Annotated in this window: 18 protein-coding genes; 10 read left to right on the forward strand and 8 right to left on the reverse strand. The window is 68.8% G+C overall.

Features of this window, described 5'->3' with window-relative positions; all coding sequences use genetic code 11:
- Nucleotides 1–1101 (forward strand): serpin family protein (locus tag ACFPZL_RS03920; RefSeq protein WP_382334740.1); only part of this gene is annotated, 1101 nt, incomplete at its 5' end.
- Nucleotides 1102–1191: 90 nt separating this feature from the next.
- Here ACFPZL_RS03920 and ACFPZL_RS03925 read toward each other — a convergent pair.
- Nucleotides 1192–2469, reverse strand: coding sequence for an aminotransferase class I/II-fold pyridoxal phosphate-dependent enzyme (locus ACFPZL_RS03925; RefSeq protein ID WP_218115958.1), 1278 nt, complete (start codon nt 2467–2469; stop codon nt 1192–1194).
- A 98-nt stretch (nt 2470–2567) separates the two neighbouring features.
- Between ACFPZL_RS03925 and ACFPZL_RS03930 the strand changes: the two genes are divergently transcribed.
- The 4 genes from ACFPZL_RS03930 (at nt 2568) to ACFPZL_RS03945 (ending at nt 8185) form a co-directional block, all read left to right on the forward strand.
- Nucleotides 2568–2747, forward strand: a complete 180-nt coding sequence (locus ACFPZL_RS03930) for a hypothetical protein (protein WP_218115957.1) — start codon at nt 2568–2570, stop codon at nt 2745–2747.
- Between the two features lie 127 nt (nt 2748–2874).
- Nucleotides 2875–4389, forward strand: a complete 1515-nt coding sequence (gene cls, locus ACFPZL_RS03935) for a cardiolipin synthase (protein WP_218115956.1) — start codon at nt 2875–2877, stop codon at nt 4387–4389.
- A 189-nt stretch (nt 4390–4578) separates the two neighbouring features.
- Nucleotides 4579–6657: an ATP-binding protein gene (locus ACFPZL_RS03940; RefSeq protein WP_218115955.1), complete on the forward strand. Its 2079-nt coding sequence runs from the start codon at nt 4579–4581 to the stop codon at nt 6655–6657.
- A 19-nt stretch (nt 6658–6676) separates the two neighbouring features.
- Complete coding sequence (locus ACFPZL_RS03945; protein ID WP_236022093.1) at nt 6677–8185, forward strand: serine hydrolase domain-containing protein; 1509 nt, start codon at nt 6677–6679, stop codon at nt 8183–8185.
- 261 nt (nt 8186–8446) lie between these two features.
- Here the strand turns inward: ACFPZL_RS03945 and ACFPZL_RS03950 are convergent, their stop codons facing one another.
- On the reverse strand, nt 8447–9277 hold the full coding sequence (locus ACFPZL_RS03950) for a DUF559 domain-containing protein (protein WP_218115954.1): 831 nt from the start codon (nt 9275–9277) through the stop codon (nt 8447–8449).
- Nucleotides 9278–9286: 9 nt separating this feature from the next.
- On the opposite strand from ACFPZL_RS03950, the gene ACFPZL_RS03955 reads away from it, so the two are divergent.
- On the forward strand, nt 9287–9505 hold the full coding sequence (locus ACFPZL_RS03955; RefSeq protein ID WP_218115953.1) for a hypothetical protein: 219 nt from the start codon (nt 9287–9289) through the stop codon (nt 9503–9505).
- A gap of 148 nt (nt 9506–9653) precedes the next feature.
- Here ACFPZL_RS03955 and ACFPZL_RS03960 read toward each other — a convergent pair whose 3' ends face one another.
- The 5 genes from ACFPZL_RS03960 to ACFPZL_RS03980 form a co-directional block, all read right to left on the reverse strand.
- Nucleotides 9654–9884, reverse strand: coding sequence for a helix-turn-helix domain-containing protein (locus ACFPZL_RS03960; protein ID WP_218114378.1), 231 nt, complete (start codon nt 9882–9884; stop codon nt 9654–9656).
- Entirely contained in the window at nt 9881–10501 is a 621-nt protein-coding gene (locus tag ACFPZL_RS03965; protein WP_218114379.1) for a hypothetical protein, read from the reverse strand. Before ACFPZL_RS03965 ends, ACFPZL_RS03960 begins: the two co-directional genes overlap by 4 nt.
- Entirely contained in the window at nt 10498–11247 is a 750-nt protein-coding gene (locus ACFPZL_RS03970; RefSeq protein ID WP_218114380.1) for a hypothetical protein, read from the reverse strand. The genes ACFPZL_RS03965 and ACFPZL_RS03970 overlap by 4 nt, the downstream gene beginning before the upstream one ends.
- Before the next feature lie 50 nt (nt 11248–11297).
- Nucleotides 11298–12050 carry a hypothetical protein gene (locus tag ACFPZL_RS03975; RefSeq protein ID WP_218114381.1) on the reverse strand — a complete coding sequence of 251 codons (753 nt, stop codon included), beginning with the start codon at nt 12048–12050 and terminating at the stop codon, nt 11298–11300.
- A gap of 75 nt (nt 12051–12125) precedes the next feature.
- Nucleotides 12126–12824 carry a hypothetical protein gene (locus ACFPZL_RS03980; RefSeq protein ID WP_218114382.1) on the reverse strand — a complete coding sequence of 233 codons (699 nt, stop codon included), beginning with the start codon at nt 12822–12824 and terminating at the stop codon, nt 12126–12128.
- A 226-nt stretch (nt 12825–13050) separates the two neighbouring features.
- On the opposite strand from ACFPZL_RS03980, the gene ACFPZL_RS03985 reads away from it, so the two are divergent.
- The 4 genes from ACFPZL_RS03985 (at nt 13051) to ACFPZL_RS04000 (ending at nt 17328) form a co-directional block, all read left to right on the forward strand.
- Complete coding sequence (locus tag ACFPZL_RS03985) at nt 13051–15579, forward strand: ATP-dependent Clp protease ATP-binding subunit (protein ID WP_218114383.1); 2529 nt, start codon at nt 13051–13053, stop codon at nt 15577–15579.
- A gap of 134 nt (nt 15580–15713) precedes the next feature.
- The gene (locus ACFPZL_RS03990; RefSeq protein ID WP_218114384.1) at nt 15714–16232 is read left to right on the forward strand and encodes an amino-acid N-acetyltransferase; all 519 of its coding nucleotides are present in this window, start codon (nt 15714–15716) and stop codon (nt 16230–16232) included.
- 129 nt (nt 16233–16361) lie between these two features.
- Nucleotides 16362–17000: a hypothetical protein gene (locus ACFPZL_RS03995; RefSeq protein WP_218114385.1), complete on the forward strand. Its 639-nt coding sequence runs from the start codon at nt 16362–16364 to the stop codon at nt 16998–17000.
- Between the two features lie 157 nt (nt 17001–17157).
- The gene (locus ACFPZL_RS04000; RefSeq protein ID WP_218114386.1) at nt 17158–17328 is read left to right on the forward strand and encodes a hypothetical protein; all 171 of its coding nucleotides are present in this window, start codon (nt 17158–17160) and stop codon (nt 17326–17328) included.
- An 8-nt stretch (nt 17329–17336) separates the two neighbouring features.
- Here ACFPZL_RS04000 and ACFPZL_RS04005 read toward each other — a convergent pair.
- A partial coding sequence (locus ACFPZL_RS04005; RefSeq protein WP_382334743.1) for a PucR family transcriptional regulator occupies nt 17337–17654 on the reverse strand: 318 nt, incomplete at its 5' end.

The raw sequence follows: 17654 nt of genomic DNA on the forward strand, positions 1-17654 counted from the left end.
GCCGCCCCGCACGAGGGCAACGTCGTGGTGTCGCCGGCCGGCCTCGCGACGGCGCTCGCGATGCTCACCGAAGGTGCGAAGGGGCGGAGCCTGGAAGACCTCGAAGCGGCACTTGGCGCGACGGGGGAGGATCGGCGCGACGCCTTCGCCGCGCTGCAGCGCTCGGTGCGCGAGCTCGAGGGCGACCCGGCGGAGGCCGTCGGCGACGAACTGCCCGAGCGGCCCATCCTGCACCTTGCGAACAATCTCGTGGTGAACGAGGGATTCGAGGTTCGGCAGAGCTTCGTCGATGCGCTCGCCGACGGCTTCGACGCCGGTATGCAGAGCGCCGATCTCAGCAGCGACGCCGGCAAGAAGGTGCTCGACGCCTGGGTGAACGAGCACACGGGCGGGCTTGTCGAAGAGTCGGCGATCCAGCCCGACCCCGATCTCGAGCTGGTGCTGCAGAACGCGATCCTCTTCGCCGCGAAATGGCGGACCCCGTTCGATGGGAACCGCACCATGGATCTGCCCTTCGTGCTCAGTGACGGCAGCAGCGTCGAGGTCGAGACGATGACCATGAGCCCGGGCGAGTTCGCCTACGCCGAACTCGACGGCGGCTGGATCGCCGTGCGACTGCCGTACAGTGAGGGCGCCCACGCAGATCTGCTGCTGCCGCCCCGCGGTACCGACCCCGCAGCGGCCATCCCGGGGCTGCTGGCGCAGGCCGCGGAGAAGCTGGGCGCCGCGCAGCCGATCCGGCTCGCGCTCTCGCTGCCGACCCTCGACATCCCCGCCGACGAGCCGCTCGATCTGATCGAGAGCGGCATCTTCGAGCGCGCGGGTCTCGGCTCGACGGTCTGCGGCAACCCCGGCGTCGACCTCTCGGGCATCGGCGATGGGCCGCTCTGCGTCGGCCAGGCCTTCCAGCAGGCCGTGCTGCGCGTCGACGAGGCGGGCACCGTCGCCGCCGCGGTGACCGAGCTCGGCGTCATGAAGGTTTCGCTGACGATGGTCGATGAGACGATCGCCTTCGACCGTCCGTTCCTCTTCACCATCGTGCACGACGAGACGGGCTGGCCGCTCTTCCAAGCCGCGATCCGCGACCCGCGGCACGAGTGAGAGGCCGGGGAATCGGGCCGTCCCCTCTCGTCATTCTGCGCGAGGGCCTATGTCTGAGTCGCAGAATTCGGAGCGGCGGTGAAGCGCGCCTCAGCGCAGCTCGCCGAGCCGTTCGATCGCGGTGCGGATCGTCGTCTCATCCTTGACGAAGGTGAAGCGCACCCAGTTCGCGAGCGCTTCGGCGGTCGCGGATCCTTCGCGGCAGAATGCCGAGAGCGGAATGCAGGCGACGCCCGCGTGCTCCGTCAGCCATCTCGCGAAGTCGGCCCCGTTCCGCACCTCTGCACTGGTGAACGGTGAGCCATCGGCTCGTTCGCCGTTGATGGGCGGTGAAGCGTCGGCTCGTTCGCCGTCGATGAACGGCGAAGCATCAGCGCAGACGAAATACGTGCCTTCAGGCCGCACGGTCGCGAAACCGGCGTCGTGCAGTCCGTGGATCAACAGCTCGCGACGCGCATCGAGCACGGTCTGCAGCGCCGCGACGTCGGCGTCGCCCTCGGTGAGCGCGCGGGCGATGGCGGGCTGGAACGGCGCTCCGCCCGAGTAGGTGAGGAACTGTTTGACGGTGAGTACAGCCTCGACGAGCCGAGCCGGTCCGGTCGCCCAGCCGATCTTCCAGCCGGTCAGCGAGAAGGTCTTGCCGGCGGAGGAGACGGTGAGGGTGCGCTCCCGCATCCCGGGGAGCGTCGCGATCGGGAGGTGCCTCGCGCCGTCGAAGGTGAGGTGCTCGTAGACCTCGTCCGTCACGACGACGGCGTCGACGCGCTCCGCGGCGGCGGCGATGGCTGACAGCTCGTCGCCGGTGAGCACGGTGCCGGTCGGATTGTGCGGGGTGTTGACCAGGATCACCCGCGTGCGCGGCGAGACTGCACGGCGGAGCGCCTCGAGGTCGAGGCGGAATCCCTCGACGGTCGGCACGAGTGGCACGGTGACGTGACGGGCTCCCGCCAGGGCGATGGCGGCGGCGTGCGAGTCGTAGAAGGGTTCCAGCGTGAGCACCTCGTCGCCGGGCCCGGCGAGCGCGAGGATCGCGGCGGTGAGTGCCTCGGTCGCACCGGCCGTGACCAGCACTTCGCGCTCGGCGTCGAGCTCGATGCCATACCGGCGACGCTGATGCTCGGCGATAGCCGCGCGCAGTTCGGCTGCGCCCCGACCGGGCGGGTACTGGTTGCCGCCGTCGCGGATCGCCGCGATCGCGGCCTCGCGGATCCACTCCGGGCCGTCCTCGTCGGGGAACCCCTGGCCCAGATTCGCGGCACCGGTCCGCGCGGCGAGGGCGCTCATCTCCGCGAAGATGGTCGGCCTCGTCGATCCGTCGGCTGCGGCCAGGCCCGTCGCCGCGGCCACCTCGCGCCAGCGTTCACTCATGGCCACAGACTATCGGCCGGGCGTCCAGTACCCCGGCACCTCGGGTTCCCGCCAGGCTCCCATCTTGCGCCGAGATTCGGGCGGTAGACTCGGGCATCATGGACAACTGGTGGGTGAACGCGCTCTGGTCGGTGACGCCGACCGTGCTGATCGGCCTTCTGTTCGCGGTCGTGCTGCGGTTCATCCTTCGCGCCGATCGGAACGAGCGCCGCATCTACCGCGAGATGGAGGCCAAGGAGCGCGAGCGTCTGGGGCTCCCGGCGCGCGACGACTCCTGAAGCTCGGGTCGACTGCGGAGCGCAGCGGCCGGATTCCGAGCGGCTCTTGCCCTGTTTCGGCAGGCCGCCGAAGCGACGCTTCCGCGCGCGCCGGTCGAGTGTCCGAGGCCACCCATAGAATGTGCTCATGCATACGTTCGGAACGCTTGTCGGCCAGACCGACACAGGGTTCTGGGCGACGCTCGACTGGCCGTGGGTGTGGGCGGTGGCGACGCTCGTCGTCGACAACCTGATCCGAATCGTGGCGCTCTTCGTCGTGCCGCGCAATCGCCGGCCTACGGCCGGCATGGCCTGGCTGATGGCCATCTTCCTGTTCCCGATCCCCGGCCTGCTGTTCTTCATGCTGATCGGCGGCAACCGGCTGCCCGCGAAACGCCGCCGCCGGCAGGACGAGGCCACCCGTCTGATCGGCGAGGTCGCCGATCGAGAGGAGGCGAAGCTCGGCACACCGCTCTCGACGCTCGCGCCGGGGATCCGCAACGCCGTGGTCCTCGGCCGCTCGCTCGGCGCGCAGCCCATGGTCAGCGGGAATGCGACCACCATCTCGATCGACTACGAGGGCTGCTTCGCGATGATGGCGGATGCGATCCGCAGCGCCGAGCACTACGTGCACGTCGAGTTCTACATCCTCGTCTACGACGAGACCACCGCCGATGTCTTCGAAGCCATGCGCGAGGCCGCGGCCCGGGGCGTCGAGGTGCGGGTGCTGCTCGACCACATCTCGGCCGTCCGCAACCCGGGCGCGAAGCGGACGCGACGAAAGCTCGACGAGATCGGCGCGCGGTGGGCCTACATGCTGCCCGTGCGCCCCTGGCGGGGCGAGTGGCAGCGGCCGGATCTGCGCAACCACCGCAAACTGATCGTCGTCGACGGCCGGCTGGGCCTGATGGGGTCGCAGAACCTCGTGGACTCCAGCTACAACAAGCCCTCGAACCGGCGCCGCGGTCTGCACTGGCGCGACCTGATGGTGCGGGTCGAGGGGCCGGCCGCGCTCGGGCTCGAAGCCGTGTTCCTGAGCGATTGGTACGTCGAGACCGGTGAGGCGCTGGGACTCGACGCGCTCGAGGCGTTGAGCGTCGATCAGCCCGGGGAGACCGACTGCCAGGTGCTGCCGAGCGGGCCGGGGTTCGGCGGCGAGAACAACCTGCAGGTATTCGTCTCGCTGCTGTACACGGCGGAGCACCGGATCAGCATCACCAGCCCCTACTTCATCCCCGAGGGGGCGATCATGCATGCGCTGCGTGCGGCGACGGCGCGCGGAGTCGAGGTCGAGCTCTTCGTCTCCGAGATCGGGGATCAGGCCGTCGTCTACCACGCGCAGCGTTCCTACTACGAGGAACTGCTGACCGCAGGCGTGCGCATCTTCATGTACAAGCCGCCGTTCATCCTGCACTCGAAGCACTTCACCATCGACGACCGCGTCGCGGTGGTGGGCTCGTCGAACATGGACCAGCGCTCCTTCAACCTCAACATGGAGGTCTCGATGGTCGTGCACGGCCGAGATTTCGTGCGCGACCTCGACGCGGTGACCGCCTTCTACCACCAGAACTCGCGGGAGCTCACTCGAGAGGAGTGGTCGCGGCAGCCGTTGCGGTGGCAGCTGCTCGACGGGCTCGCGCGCCTCACGTCCGCCCTGCAGTAGCGGGCAGGCGACGGGCGCGGGCCGGTCCCGGTTCGTCGGTGCCGGCTCGTCGGTACCGTTCCGCCGGGGTCGCATTCCGCGCGCCAGATATCGCCCGAGTCGCTCGGCGACCGGGGTCGGAACCACGTTTTGGCAATCCGCGAAGTTCGTGCGAATATGCCTCTACCGTACCCGACGGAGGGAAACGCAATGGCGCGTACAACTGCTTCCAAATCGACTCCGGCTGCCGCTGAGACCGCGGCGAAGCCGGCCAAGAAGAAAGCCGCGGCGAAGTCCGGCGCCGGGGCGGCGAGATCCGCGGCGGCGAAGACCACGAGGCCCGCGGCGAAGGCCGAGAAATCAGCGGCCGCGAAACCCGCGACCGCGAAGTCCGCGACCGCGAAGTCGGCTGGGACCAGGGCCGCGAGATCGACCGCGAAGCCGACGCGGTCGACGAAGGCGGCGACGAGAACAGCGACGAAGACGGCAGCGAAGTCGGCAGCGACCGGCAGCAAGGCGACGAGCACGCGGGCGAAGGAAACCGCGACGGCCGCCGAAGCTCGGACCGAGGCAGCGGCGGAGACAATGCCGGAGTCGGTGCCGGAGTCGGCGACCGAGGTAGCGAAGCCGGCCGCGTCCAAGAGCCAGTCGACGGCGAAGGGCGGGGCGGCGAAGCCGCCGAGCACGGCGAAAGGCGGCGGGATCAAGGGTGGCGGGATCAAAGGCGGCGGGTTCACGGGCGCGACGCCCGACGGGGACGCGACGGCGGAGCGCATCCTGCGGCGTCGGCCGCGGAAGGGGCCCAAGACCGGCCCCATCACGATCGGTCGCAGCAAGTTCACGAAGCTGAAGAACATCTCCGAGATCCGCCACTACCTGCGGACGAGCGAGGCCCCCGTCTTCTTCGTCGGGGCGACCGCGTTCAACCTGCTGGGCCTCGACCGCTGGGTGCGCGGTTTCTCCTACATCACCTACTACGACAGCTGGGACGGCACCCATCCGCGCGTGTTCACACCGGTCCACAAGCCGCACACCGACTTCGAGAGCGGCGAGGAGATCAACAACTGGCTGCTGCGCAACCACGAGGTGCGCGCGCACATCGAGCAGCGCACCCCGCCCGGGATGCGCCCCCAGATCGTCATGGTCTTCTTCGACGAGGAGACCGAGCGGATCTGCGAAGAGCTCGATTACGAACTGATCCTGCCGAGCCACGCCTTGCGTGAGCGACTCGATTCCAAGATCGTCACGACCCAGATCGCCGATTCGGTGGGCGTGCCGAGCGTGCCGAACATCCTCACGACCGTGGAGGACTGGGACGACCTGGTGCAGGAGACCGAGGCGGCGGGGCTGGGGCAGGATCTGGTGATCCAGACCGCGTACGGCGACTCGGGCAAAACGACCTACTTCGTGACGAGCGAGGCGGAGTTCGCCGCGATCGCGGATGAGGTCTCAGGCGTCGAGATCAAGGTGATGAAGCGGATCAACAACCGCCCGATCGCGATCGAGGCCGTGTTGACCCGGCACGGCACCGTGGTCGGCCCGTGCATGACAGAGATCACCGGCCATCGCGAGCTGACGCCGTACCGGGGCGGCTGGGCCGGCAATGAGATGTTCCCGACCGTGCTTGACGATGCGAGCCGGCACGCGGCCGTGCAACTCGTGCGCACGCTGGGGGATCGGCTGGGCAAGGAGGGCTACCGGGGGTTCTTCGAGGTCGATGTGCTGCTGGACACGGACACCGGCGACGTCTATCTCGGCGAGCTGAATCCTCGGATCAGCGGCGCCTCGGCGATCACCAACGTGACCGCGGGCGCGTACGCCGATGTGCCGCTCTTCGCGTTCCACCTGCTCGAGTACTCCGGCATCGACTTCGAGATCGACATCGATGAGATCAACCAGCGGTGGGAGGAGCTCGCGTCCGAGGACGAGTGGAGCCACATGGTGATCAAGCACACCGCGAACACGGTCGAGCGCATCGAGGCGGCCCCGCGCACCGGCCGCTACGTGATCGGCCACGACGGGGCGCTGGTCTACAGCAACCCGAATCTCGACTGGCATTCGCTGCGGACGGATTCGGAGATCTACTTCCTGCGCATCTACAACGCGGGCGACTACCGCTGGAAGGGATCCGATCTCGGGATCCTGCTGACGAAGGCGCACCTCGAAGCCGAGCACGGCGGGCTGACGCTCCACGCGAAGTACCTCGTCGACGCGATCCGGAGCATGTATCTCACCACGGTCCTCGAGAACGGGGAGGAGCCCGCGAAGGCTGCACCGGCCAAGGGGTAGCCCGTGAGATACTTCCAGGATGAATTCCGAGTACGCTCCGGCCCCCGCCGGGGCCGCGCCGATCGTTCCGGATGGAGCCGTGGCGCCTGAACCAGGCGCGACGACGCCCGCGGCCGGAACCGAGGTAGGGATCGACACCATCCCGATTCCGCTGCCGCTCGCAGTCCCGCTGCCGCTCGAGACCGAGCGCGGGTCCGTTTCGGCGACAGCATCGCCGGATCACGGTGGCGTCTACGAGCCGCCGCCGGTCACCGGTGCGATCACGGTCCCGGTCGAGCCGATCCTTCCGGCTCCGGTCTCGGCCGCACCTGGACCTGCTGCCCCGGGACCTGCTGCGCCGCCGCTCGCTGCCCCACTGCCCGCGGTACCGCCGTTGGACCAGTGGCAGTTCGCCCCTTACCTGCAGTGGTCGATGCAGCACATCGAGGACTTCCTGCCGGTGCACCCGATTCGACGCGGCGATCGCGCGGTCGACTTCGGCAGGCGCGACGCCGATATCGGCGGTCTGACGGTGATGCATCCCTGGGAGGATCGCAGCGCGTCGTTCTCCGAGGTCATGGCGTCGACGCATACCGACGGCTGGATGATCCTGCACCGCGGCACGGTGGTCGGCGAGGAGTATCTCGGCGAGTTCGGGGTCGGCGGGATGCATCTGCTGATGTCGGTGTCGAAATCGCTGACTGCGACGGTGGCGGGCCTGCTGGCTGAGAGCGAGCAGTTGGATCTCGACACCCTCGTCACGGCGTACGTGCCTGAGCTCGCCGGCTCCGGCTACGAGGGCGCGCTCGTGCGGCACCTCGTCGATATGCGCACGGGGGTGCGTTTCTCGGAGGAGTACCTGAACGACGCTGCCGAGGTGCGGTTGCTCGAGGAGGCCATCGGCTGGGCGCCGCGCCGGCACCCCGGGGTTCCGGATACGCTGCTCGGCTTCCTGGCGACCCTCGGCCAGAAGGGTCCGCACGGCGGTGCTTTCGACTACAAGTCGTGCGAGACGGATGCGCTCGGCTTCGTGATCCAGGGAGCCGCGGGCGCGCATGCGGCGGAGGTCATGTCGGAGCGGCTGTGGCGCCCGATGGGTGCCGAGTTCGATGCGCACGTGGGCGTCGACGGGGTCGGTGCGGGGATGTTCGACGGCGGCGTCTCGGCGGCGATGCGCGATCTTGCGCGGTTCGGTCATCTTTACGTGAACGGCGGCTGCGCGCTCGACGGTGCGCGGGTGCTGCCGGAGTGGTGGGTTGCGGACACGTTCACCGGCGGTCCGGACTCGCGGGCGGCGTTCGCCGGTTCGCCGGAGCCGACCTTCATGCCCGGCGGAATGTATCGCAACGGGTTCTGGTTCCCCGGCGAGAGCGGGGATGTCATGCTGGCGCTCGGCATTCACGGCCAGATGATCTACATGAACCGGCTGACCGGTGTGGTCGGAGTGAAGGTCTCGAGCTGGCCGACGCCGCAGGACGCCGAGAAGCTCTTCTGGACGGTGCGGGCGTTCGAGACCGCCTCCTGGGCGCTGGAGACTGGCGCGGCCTAGGTTCGCGGTTCCTCGGGCGGCCCTCCCCGCAATGCCGCTTCGCGCTGCTCGTCCGTGCTCCTGTTGCGCGCTTCGTGCCCTCCTCGCCGTTCGCTGTGGTTCGCGCTTCGTACCCTCCTCGCCGCAGTTCGGGCTGATCTCGCAGTTCTGGCTGACGTTCTGCATGGGTTTTATCCGCCCGAACTGCGAGATCAGCCAGAACTGCGGACGAGGGTCCGGCCGAGTGCTCGCCCGGACCCGTGACTGCCCGGCGTCGTCGGCTCAGGCGGCGGCGACCAGGTGCAGACCCTGGGCGACTGCGGTCAGGATCTCGTGCTGCACCGCAGGCCAGTCGTACAGGACCTGCGAGTACCCGACTCTGATCGTCGAGTAGCCGTTCAGGAGGAGCAGGGAATCCAGCCGGTTGTCCTCGGTTCGCTGACGGCCGACGTGATCTCGTCCGTCGAGTTGCAGGATAAGGCGGTCACCGATGAGGAAGTCGACTCGGTGCCCGTGCACCCATGCCTGGGCGAGGACGCGGATGCGCAACCAGCGCAAACGCGAGACCACGAGCGTTTCGAGGCCGGAATCCGAGAACGGCGTGCTTGCGCGCAGCAGCGTCTGCGCGCCGGACCGATACGGAAGCGCCCGCAGTCGGTCGTAGGCGACCAGCTGCTGATGGAGCGCCGACTCCCAGACCGCCAGCGCCGCCTCGTAGGGCTGGCATACGGCAACGTATCCGAGTACGTTCTCGATCGGATCCTCGAGAACCCACGGCATTCGGGGAACGGTCGGCTTCGCCCAATGGATCACGCACCCTGGGGCCTCGGCGCGCGACGTCGGCGTCCGGGCAGCCACATGCCGGGTCGGTTCCTCCAAGACCCAGAGTCCGAGCCGTTTGGCCTGGGTGATGCAGCTCAGCACGACACCGCGCCGTGCCGCGCCGAGCAGGTCAGGGTCGGCATCGGCGAGCGCGAGCCAGCCCTTCCTCGGACGTATGGCGGCGCCGGATCCGAGCGCGCGGTCGACCTCGACCCGACGCACGCCGAGCCGCAGGAGCTCGGCCGAACGGGCGACTCCCTCCGTCCGGCTGAGCGCTGTTCGCAGGTCCATGGATCCAGCGTGGCGGAGGTTCTCGCTGTTCGCGCCTCGGACGGCGAGTTTGTGGATAGCTCACCGCTCGCGGAGGATCCGCGGAACCTGGGAGCGCCGAATGGGCGGCGTTGCTCCGGCTGGATCGTGCCTTCTTCGCTGCAGTTCGGGCTGATCTCGCAGTTCTGGCTGACGTTCTGCGTGGGTTTCATCCGCCCGAACTGCGAAATCAGCCCGAACTGCAAGTAGGTGGGGAGGAAACGGGGCGGGATAAGCGAGGGGGAGAGGGAAGGGAGGAATGAGGGAGGGAAGGAAGGAAGGAATGAAGGAATGAGGGAGGGGGAAGGAATGAGGGAGGGAAGGAAGACGGGAGTGCGCGCGAGTGAAGAGCCCCGGCTCACTCGTCGATGACGAGCAGTTCACCGACTTCGCAGTCGAGCGCCCGGCAGATGGCGGTGAGCGTCGAGAAGCGGATCGCGCGGGCACGGTCGTTCTTCAGCACCGAGAGGTTGACGAGGCTGACCCCGACGCGCTCGCTGAGCTCGGTCAGCGTCATCCCGCGCTCGGCGAGTAGCTCGTCGAGCCGGCAGTGGATCGCATGCCCGTCCTCGGGCTCGGCGGGGCTCATATGAGACCGGCCGTCTCGCGTTCGATGCGGGCTCCCACCGCGTAGGTGTTGATGACAAGAGTCGTCACGAAGGCGGCGATGACGAAGTGGAACGGTTCAAGAGTGAAGACGACGAACCCCGTGAGTTCACCGCCGGTGACGCTGAGCAGGGCCTCGGCGCCGGCCAGCCCTTGGAAGAACGCGGAGAGGCCGAAGCCGGCGAGCCCGGTCAGGCCCGCGATCGCGACGAGCGCCGTGCTGCTCCGACTGAAGATCTCGCCGCGGAGCGCCCTGCGCGAGAGCAACAGCAGACAGACGACGACGGTGGCGAGCCCGACGAAGAAGGCCGACTGTTCGAGGACTCCCGACCAGAAGCCGAGGGGCGTCATCTGCCGCACGGCGATCGTAGCCGCGTCGAGCTGCAGGGCGACCGGCGCCCCGCCCTCGCCGAGCGGCGTCTCGACCGGCGTATCGGGGAATCGCACGAGGAAGCGCGCGTCTTCGCCGAGCAGCAGCTCCATGACGCGCATCAGGCCCGCGTAGGCGCTCCATGCCAGGATCGCGATACCTGCGATCATGAACGCGACGATGCCGATGCGGTCGGCGCGCGAAGGCCGGTACTCGGCTGCGGCGTTCATACCAGGCCCTCGGTTTCCTGTTGCAGGCGGGCCGCCTTCCGCCAGAGGATCGCGACCAGCATGAGCAGGACCCCGAGCGTCAGGTACGGCCAGTACGCGTCCTGCAAGAAGCCGAAGTGGGGCGCCACCACCCAGCCGTGCTGGTTCGAGGGCACCATCGTGCCGTCCGTGGGCAGGGCGAGTATCTCGATCGCTCGCGCGCTGGAGCGGGCCTCGAGCCAGGGCACGAGGGCGGAGTTCAGGATCGCGAGTACGCCGAGCGCCGCGAGCACGCCGCGGGCCGCGCCCGAGAAGGGTTTGGATCCGAGCAGTCGCCAGGCGAGGGCGATGACGCCGAGCCCGCCCACGATCACGATGAGAAACGGTATCGCTGTGGCCAGCGCGAGGAGCAGTTGGGGCTCGCGGAGCTGTTCGAGCGGTGCCGAGACCGTGACGGTCGAGTAGTCGATCAGCGCTTCGCTGCCGGTCCCTGGCAGCACCGGTGCGTCGACCTCGTCGCCGATCATCGGTGCGGCGTAGGAGGCCTCGAAGCCGAAGTGGCCGCTCTTGTCCACTCCCGCCGCGAACGAGAGCCAGAGCCCGTAGAACACCGAGCCGGCGACCACGAGTGCGGCCACGACGATGAGCAAGATGAGGCCGGTACGGGCGGCGGGCGGGGGAGCGGATGCCGAAGCGCGGATGGCGTCGGCGGCTTCGGCCGTGTCGGGAGCTCCGCTGGCGTCGATGGCGCCGGTTGTGCTGTTCATGCTGATCCTTCGTGTGTGCGTCGTCGTGGACTCGTGTGCGTCGCCCGCCATCAGACCAGGCCCTCCTGGTCGCGCTGCAGCCGGGAGCCGTAGCGGAAGATCGCGGCGAGGGCGGCGAATCCGAGCCCGGCCGCGAGCGGCCAGAAGGGCAATTGGATCTGGATGTCCGGCTCGGGCCAGAAGGCGGCGAAGTCGTCGCTCGTCGTGGCGCCGGTCCAGACCGCGCTGTCCCAGCTGAGCGCCTCGGTCGCGGCCATGCTGCCGCCGATGTCGCCGAGCACCTGGGCGGCGAAGCCCCCGAGCGCGACGACCACCGCCGTCACCATCGCCATCCTGGCGACCACCGGCGCGAAGGCGCGGCCGGCGCGCAGTTCGCGGCAGGCGAGGGCGATGAGCGCGGCGATGACGCCCGGGATCAACCACCAGAGCATCTGGCTGATCGCCCAGCAGATGCGTGGGCCCAGGGTCAGCCCGGTGACGACGGCGGTGACCTGCGTGAAAACGCCGTCGAATGCGGCCGTCATGCCGTCGAGTTCCAGGCCCTCGGGCTGCTCCGGCCAGAACGGTCGGACCGGAAAGGTGATCGAGGTGCCGGAGCCGGGGTCGAGGATCGCGATCGCGTTGAACGTCGCGCCGACCGTCGCGAACGCGGCCCAGACGATCGCGATGACCATCGTGATGCGAATGACGGGGTCGCCGGTGCCCCCGGCTCGGGACTTCCGGGCCGCCAGGACGATGGCCAGCGCGGCTGCGGCGAGGAGCAGCACCATGATCATGATGACGGGGGCGTTGATCGCGGACACGATGTCGATCCTTCAGGTCGGAGCGGGTCGGGGTGGGGGCTGGAGCGGTTCGTCGGAGAGGCTTCGATCGGCGACCTAGACGAGGCCGTCGGTCTCGCGCTGGGCGCGCTCGCCGTCGGAGAGGAGGAAGCCGAACATGGCGACCATGCCGCCCACGAGGAGCAGGATCAGGTCGAAGCGTCCGACGACCCAGATCGGATCCCAGAGGTTCTGCATGATCGAGTCGGGGGTCGTCGAGGTGAGGATGCCGTCGCCGTCGCGCTGGTAGATCGCGTAGCCGAGATCCTCCGCTGCGATGTCGACGGCGAGAGCCTCGAGCTGGGGGCCGACGGTCGCGAGCACCATCACGAGCAGCCCGAGTACGAGGAGGCTCCAGCGCAGATGCCGGGCGAAGGGCCGGCGCCGCAGCAGCCGGATCGCGAGCAGGATCGCCGCCAGGCTGCCGGCGACGACTACGAGGAGGGTGAGTGCGGTCTGCGCCGATTGCAGCAGCCGCGGAGCGGTGAGGGGATCGCCGCTCGTGAGCAGCACGCCGGCGTAGGCGGCGGATGACTCGCCGTCGAGCGTGTTCGGATCCTGCTCGAACGGCAGACGTGCCGTCGAGAGGTCGGCGAAGCCGTTCCAGAGGTCGGTGAAGTGGCTCAGCATCATCGGGATCGCGGAGACGAGTGCGCCCAGGAGCAGCAGGGAGCCGATGGCGAGCGCGATGATCGCGGTGATGGATCGCCCGACCCGCCCTGCGGTGGGGGCGGCGTTCCGGTTCTCGATCGACATGACGGCCTCCGAACGGTGGTTGAGCGGTGGAGCGCGGTAACGAGCAGTGCTTATCGAATATCGTTATTATCGCTTTTCGATAAGTATCGAGGCGGCCGATCGGATTGTCAAGATCTCGTCACGCCTGCGGCGAACACGGCACCGCGACGGCCCACCACCCCGTAGCCTGGAAACACCGACCGGGATCGCACCGACGACGCGACCCCGGCTGCAGGAGGTAATTGAGATGTTCGAGAGATTCACGGATCGCGCCCGCCGGGTGGTTGTGCTTGCCCAGGAAGAGGCGAAGATGCTCAACCACAACTACATCGGCACGGAGCACATCCTGCTCGGCCTCATCCACGAGGGCGAGGGCGTCGCCGCGAAGGCCCTGGAGCAGCTCGAGATCTCGCTCGACGCCGTGCGCGAGCAGGTCACCGACATCATCGGCACCGGCCAGCAGCCGCCCGCCGGTCACATCCCGTTCACCCCGCGCGCCAAGAAGGTGCTCGAGCTCAGCCTCCGCGAGGCGCTGCAGCTCGGCCACAACTACATCGGCACCGAGCACATCCTGCTCGGCCTGCTGCGCGAGGGCGAGGGGGTCGCCGCACAGGTGCTCGTCAAGCTCGGCGCCGATCTGAACCGCGTGCGCCAGACCGTGATCCAGCTCCTCTCCGGCTACCAGGCCGGCAAGGAGACCGTGAGCGTCGGCGGCGCCGAGGCCGCGGGCAGCGATGCCAAGGGCTCGCAGGTGCTCGACCAGTTCGGCCGCAACCTCACCCAGGCCGCCCGCGAGGGCAAGCTCGATCCCGTGATCGGCCGCGAGAAGGAGGTCGAGCGGGTCATGCAGATCCTCTCGCGCCGCTCGAAGAACAACCCCGTGCTGATCGGCGAGCCCGGCGTCGGCAAGACCGCCGTCGTGGAGGGGCTGGCCCAGGCCATCGTCAAGGGCGAGGTGCCCGAGACCCTGAAGGACAAGCAGCTCTACATCCTCGACCTCTCGTCGCTGATCGCGGGCAGCCGCTACCGCGGCGACTTCGAGGAGCGCCTGAAGAAGGTCACCAAGGAGATCCGCAACCGCGGCGACATCATCATCTTCATCGACGAGATCCACACGCTCGTCGGCGCCGGCGCGGCCGAGGGCGCGATCGACGCGGCGAACATCCTGAAGCCGATGCTCGCCCGCGGCGAGCTGCAGACCATCGGCGCGACCACGCTCGACGAGTTCCGCAAGCACTTCGAGAAGGATGCCGCGCTCGAGCGCCGCTTCCAGTCGGTGATGGTCAACGAGCCGAGCCTGCCGCACGCCATCAACATTCTGAAGGGTCTGCGCGACCGCTACGAGGCGCACCATAAGGTGTCGATCACCGACGGCGCGATCGTCGCCGCGGTGAACCTGGCGGATCGCTACGTGCAGGATCGCTTCCTGCCCGACAAGGCGATCGACCTGATCGACGAGGCCGGCGCCCGGCTGCGCCTCTCGATCCTGTCGAGCCCGCCCGAGCTGCGCGAGTTCGACGAGAAGATCGCGGTCGTGCGCGCCGACAAGGAGCGCGCGATCGAGGATCAGGACTTCGAGAAGGCCGCGTCGCTGCGCGACGAGGAGAAGAAGCTGATCGCCGAGCGCCTGCGCCTCGAGAAGCAGTGGCGCAAGGGCGACGTGGCGACCGCCGCCGAGGTCGACGAGGGACTGATCGCCGAGGTGCTGGCTCAGGCCACGGGCATCCCGGTCTTCAAACTGACCGAGGAGGAGACGGCCCGCCTGCGCTTCATGGAGGAGGCCCTGCACCGCCGGGTCATCGGCCAGAACGAGGCCATCTCGGCGCTCGCGAAGACGATCCGCCGCCAGCGCGCAGGGCTCAAGGACCCGAAGCGCCCGTCGGGCTCGTTCATCTTCGCCGGCCCGACCGGCGTCGGCAAGACCGAGCTCGCGAAAGCGCTCGCGGAGTTCCTGTTCGACGACGAGGACGCGCTGATCTCGCTCGACATGTCGGAGTACGGCGAGAAGCACACGGTGTCGCGACTCTTCGGCGCGCCTCCCGGGTTCGTCGGCTTCGAGGAGGGCGGCCAGCTCACCGAGAAGGTGCGCCGCAAGCCGTTCTCGGTCGTGCTCTTCGACGAGATCGAGAAGGCGCACCCCGACATCTTCAACTCGCTGCTGCAGATCCTCGAAGAGGGGCGCATGACCGACGGTCAGGGCCGCGTGGTCGACTTCAAGAACACGGTCATCATCATGACGACCAACCTCGGCTCGACCGCGATCGCCGGCGGCCCGGTGGGCTTCCAGGTCGAGGGCAACAGCCAGGTCGGCTACGAGACGATGAAGGGCAAGGTCAACGAGGAGCTGAAGAAGCACTTCAAGCCCGAGTTCCTGAACCGTGTGGACGACACGATCGTGTTCCCGCAGCTGTCGAAGGACGAGCTGCTGCAGATCGTGGACCTCTTCGTCAAGGGGCTGCGCGAACGGCTGCTCGATCGCGACATCCACATCGAGGTCTCGCAGGCCGCGCGCGAGCGTCTCGCCGAGATCGGATACGACCCGACGCTGGGCGCCCGCCCGCTGCGCCGCGCGATCCAGCACGAGGTGGAGGATCGCCTGTCCGAGCGGATCCTCGGCGCCGAGCTGCTGGCCGGCGACACGGTGAAGGTCGACTTCGTCGACGGCGAGTTCGCCTTCACGACCGAGAGCCGGGGCAAGGATCACGGCGCGGCCTCCGCGTCGGCCGCGGCGGCGGTCGCGTCGACCGCCGGGGGCCCCTCGACGGTTTCGGAGTAACCCCGCCCCTGCGCACTCCCCAACGGCAAGTGCTCAGTAGTACCGGGTTCGGCACGATCCGACCCGTCGCTACTGAGCACTTGCGCGTGGGAGGGGGTGACGAGAGGGCCGGCCGGCCGCACTAGACTCTCTCCATGACTGATACGAGCACGGTGAGCGTACGGCCGGCGCAGACCCGGGACGTGGCGGCCATGGTCGCGCTGATGACGCCGCTGGTGGAGCGGCGGATCCTGCTCGGCAAGGATCTCGTCGAGCTCTACGGGGCCGTGCAGGAGTTCGTGGTGGCGGTCGACGGCGAGGATCGCGTGATCGGCTACGGCGCACTGCACGTGATGTGGGAGCAGCTGGGCGAGGTGCGCACCCTCGGCGTCGCGGAGGGGTGGCTCGGCCGTGGCGTCGGGCACCGCCTGATCTGCGCGCTCGAGCGGCGTGCGGTCGACCTCGGGCTCAGCCAGTTGTTCTGCCTGACCTTCGAAGTCGACTTCTTCGCCAGGCACGGCTTCGAGGCCGTGGGCGAGGACACGCAGCTCGTCGCTGCCGAGGTCTACGCGGAGCTGCTGCGGTCGCACGACGAAGGCGTGGCGGAGTTCCTGGACCTCGCCCGGGTCAAGCCGAACACGCTCGGCAACACCCGGATGCTCAAGCGCCTCTGAGCGGGAGCGGACGCGCCCGGCCCATTCGTCGTTCTGCCCGCGCCCGACGCCGGCACCGACCGCCTGGGAGGCGGCGGGGTAGCGGCGTTTCGGGCATCCCGCGGTGCGCCGCGCGGCTACCCTGGGGGCATGTCCGGCTGGCGAGATCCCCTGGGGCCGAAGCCCAAGAGCGTGTATGTGCGCCGCCGGATCCTGGCCCTCGCCGTACTGGTCGCGATCGTCGTCGCCGTCGCGCTGATCATCTGGAAGCCCGGCTCGAGCGGTGGCGCCAATGCGGGTTCGAAGGTCGAGATCCCCGACGGCGTCAGCGAGACGCAGGCGCCCGCGGACGAGGACGGGGAGGACGGCGACGCGAGCGAGGACGTCGCCGAATGCAAAGCGAAGCGGCTCGAAGTGGTCCCCGTCACGGATCGGGAGAGCTACGCCGCCGATGAGGAGCCCGAGTTCTCGCTCACGGTCGCCAACACCGGCAAGAAGCCGTGCACGGCCGACCTGGGCACCGCAGGCATGGTGTTCGAGGTGACGAGCGGATCGGATCGCGTCTGGGTCTCGACCGACTGCCAGACGCAGCCCGACCATCGGGCGGTCGTCCTGGAACCGGGGCAGAAGCTCAGCACCGAGGCGATCGTGTGGGATCGGACTCGATCGAGCGCCGGGACCTGCGACATCGCACGGGACCCCGTGGGAGCCGACGGCGCCTCCTATCACCTGCGGGTGACGGCCGCCGGCGTCGACAGCACGGGCACGGCTCAGTTCCTGCTGTACTAGCGCCCTGAGCCGGAAATTGGCTTCACAGATCCGAGCACTCCCGCGGCGCCTCGCTTCGTCGGCGTCGATCCGCGATCCCGCACCGCCTGCTCGACGCGAACATCACGAAGCGGAGAATGTCGATGCCGTTCGCGACGCACGGGGTTATCATCAGGGTATGGACAAGAAGCGGGCATCTGAAACCGGGATCCGTCTCGATCTCCCGGACGGGACCCACGAGGCCTGGGCGATCGATGCGGTCGTCGACGACCTGCTGCACGGGGACACCGCGGGAGTGCTCAAGGAACTGCACGAGCCGTATCCCGAGAATCCGATCGACGAGGCCTGAGCGGCCCCTCAGGCGGGCTCCTCCTCCGGTCGAGGGTCGGCGTCGGTGACCAGGCGCAGGGCCATCCACAATTCCGCACGGTCGTCGGCGCTCGCGAGCGAGGATCCGGTCAGCCGCTCGATCTTCTCGAGCCGGTTGCGCAACGTGTTCCGATGCACACCGAGCTCCTTGGCCGTCTGATTCGCCCGCCCGCCCGTCGCGAGGTAGGCGCGCAGTGCGCGGCGCAGGGTGAGCGCCTCCTCGCTGCGCTCGCTGAGCGGGCCGAGGATCTCGTCGCCGATGGCCCGCCCGCCCGAGGCGAGCAGCTCGATCATCGGGTTGCCGCG

This window comes from Leucobacter soli (genome assembly GCF_042659205.1).
Classification (GTDB): domain Bacteria; phylum Actinomycetota; class Actinomycetes; order Actinomycetales; family Microbacteriaceae; genus Leucobacter; species Leucobacter soli.

Coding starts and splice junctions, on each gene's coding strand:
- ACFPZL_RS03925 (WP_218115958.1), bottom strand. CDS start 2,469: ATGAGTGAACGCTGGCGCGAGGTGGCCGCGGCGACGGGCCTGGCCGCA.
- ACFPZL_RS03930 (WP_218115957.1), top strand. CDS start 2,568: ATGGACAACTGGTGGGTGAACGCGCTCTGGTCGGTGACGCCGACCGTG.
- cls (WP_218115956.1), top strand. CDS start 2,875: ATGCATACGTTCGGAACGCTTGTCGGCCAGACCGACACAGGGTTCTGG.
- ACFPZL_RS03940 (WP_218115955.1), top strand. CDS start 4,579: ATGGCGCGTACAACTGCTTCCAAATCGACTCCGGCTGCCGCTGAGACC.
- ACFPZL_RS03945 (WP_236022093.1), top strand. CDS start 6,677: ATGAATTCCGAGTACGCTCCGGCCCCCGCCGGGGCCGCGCCGATCGTT.
- ACFPZL_RS03950 (WP_218115954.1), bottom strand. CDS start 9,277: ATGGACCTGCGAACAGCGCTCAGCCGGACGGAGGGAGTCGCCCGTTCG.
- ACFPZL_RS03960 (WP_218114378.1), bottom strand. CDS start 9,884: ATGAGCCCCGCCGAGCCCGAGGACGGGCATGCGATCCACTGCCGGCTC.
- ACFPZL_RS03965 (WP_218114379.1), bottom strand. CDS start 10,501: ATGAACGCCGCAGCCGAGTACCGGCCTTCGCGCGCCGACCGCATCGGC.
- ACFPZL_RS03970 (WP_218114380.1), bottom strand. CDS start 11,247: ATGAACAGCACAACCGGCGCCATCGACGCCAGCGGAGCTCCCGACACG.
- ACFPZL_RS03980 (WP_218114382.1), bottom strand. CDS start 12,824: ATGTCGATCGAGAACCGGAACGCCGCCCCCACCGCAGGGCGGGTCGGG.
- ACFPZL_RS03985 (WP_218114383.1), top strand. CDS start 13,051: ATGTTCGAGAGATTCACGGATCGCGCCCGCCGGGTGGTTGTGCTTGCC.
- ACFPZL_RS03990 (WP_218114384.1), top strand. CDS start 15,714: ATGACTGATACGAGCACGGTGAGCGTACGGCCGGCGCAGACCCGGGAC.
- ACFPZL_RS03995 (WP_218114385.1), top strand. CDS start 16,362: ATGTCCGGCTGGCGAGATCCCCTGGGGCCGAAGCCCAAGAGCGTGTAT.
- ACFPZL_RS04000 (WP_218114386.1), top strand. CDS start 17,158: ATGGACAAGAAGCGGGCATCTGAAACCGGGATCCGTCTCGATCTCCCG.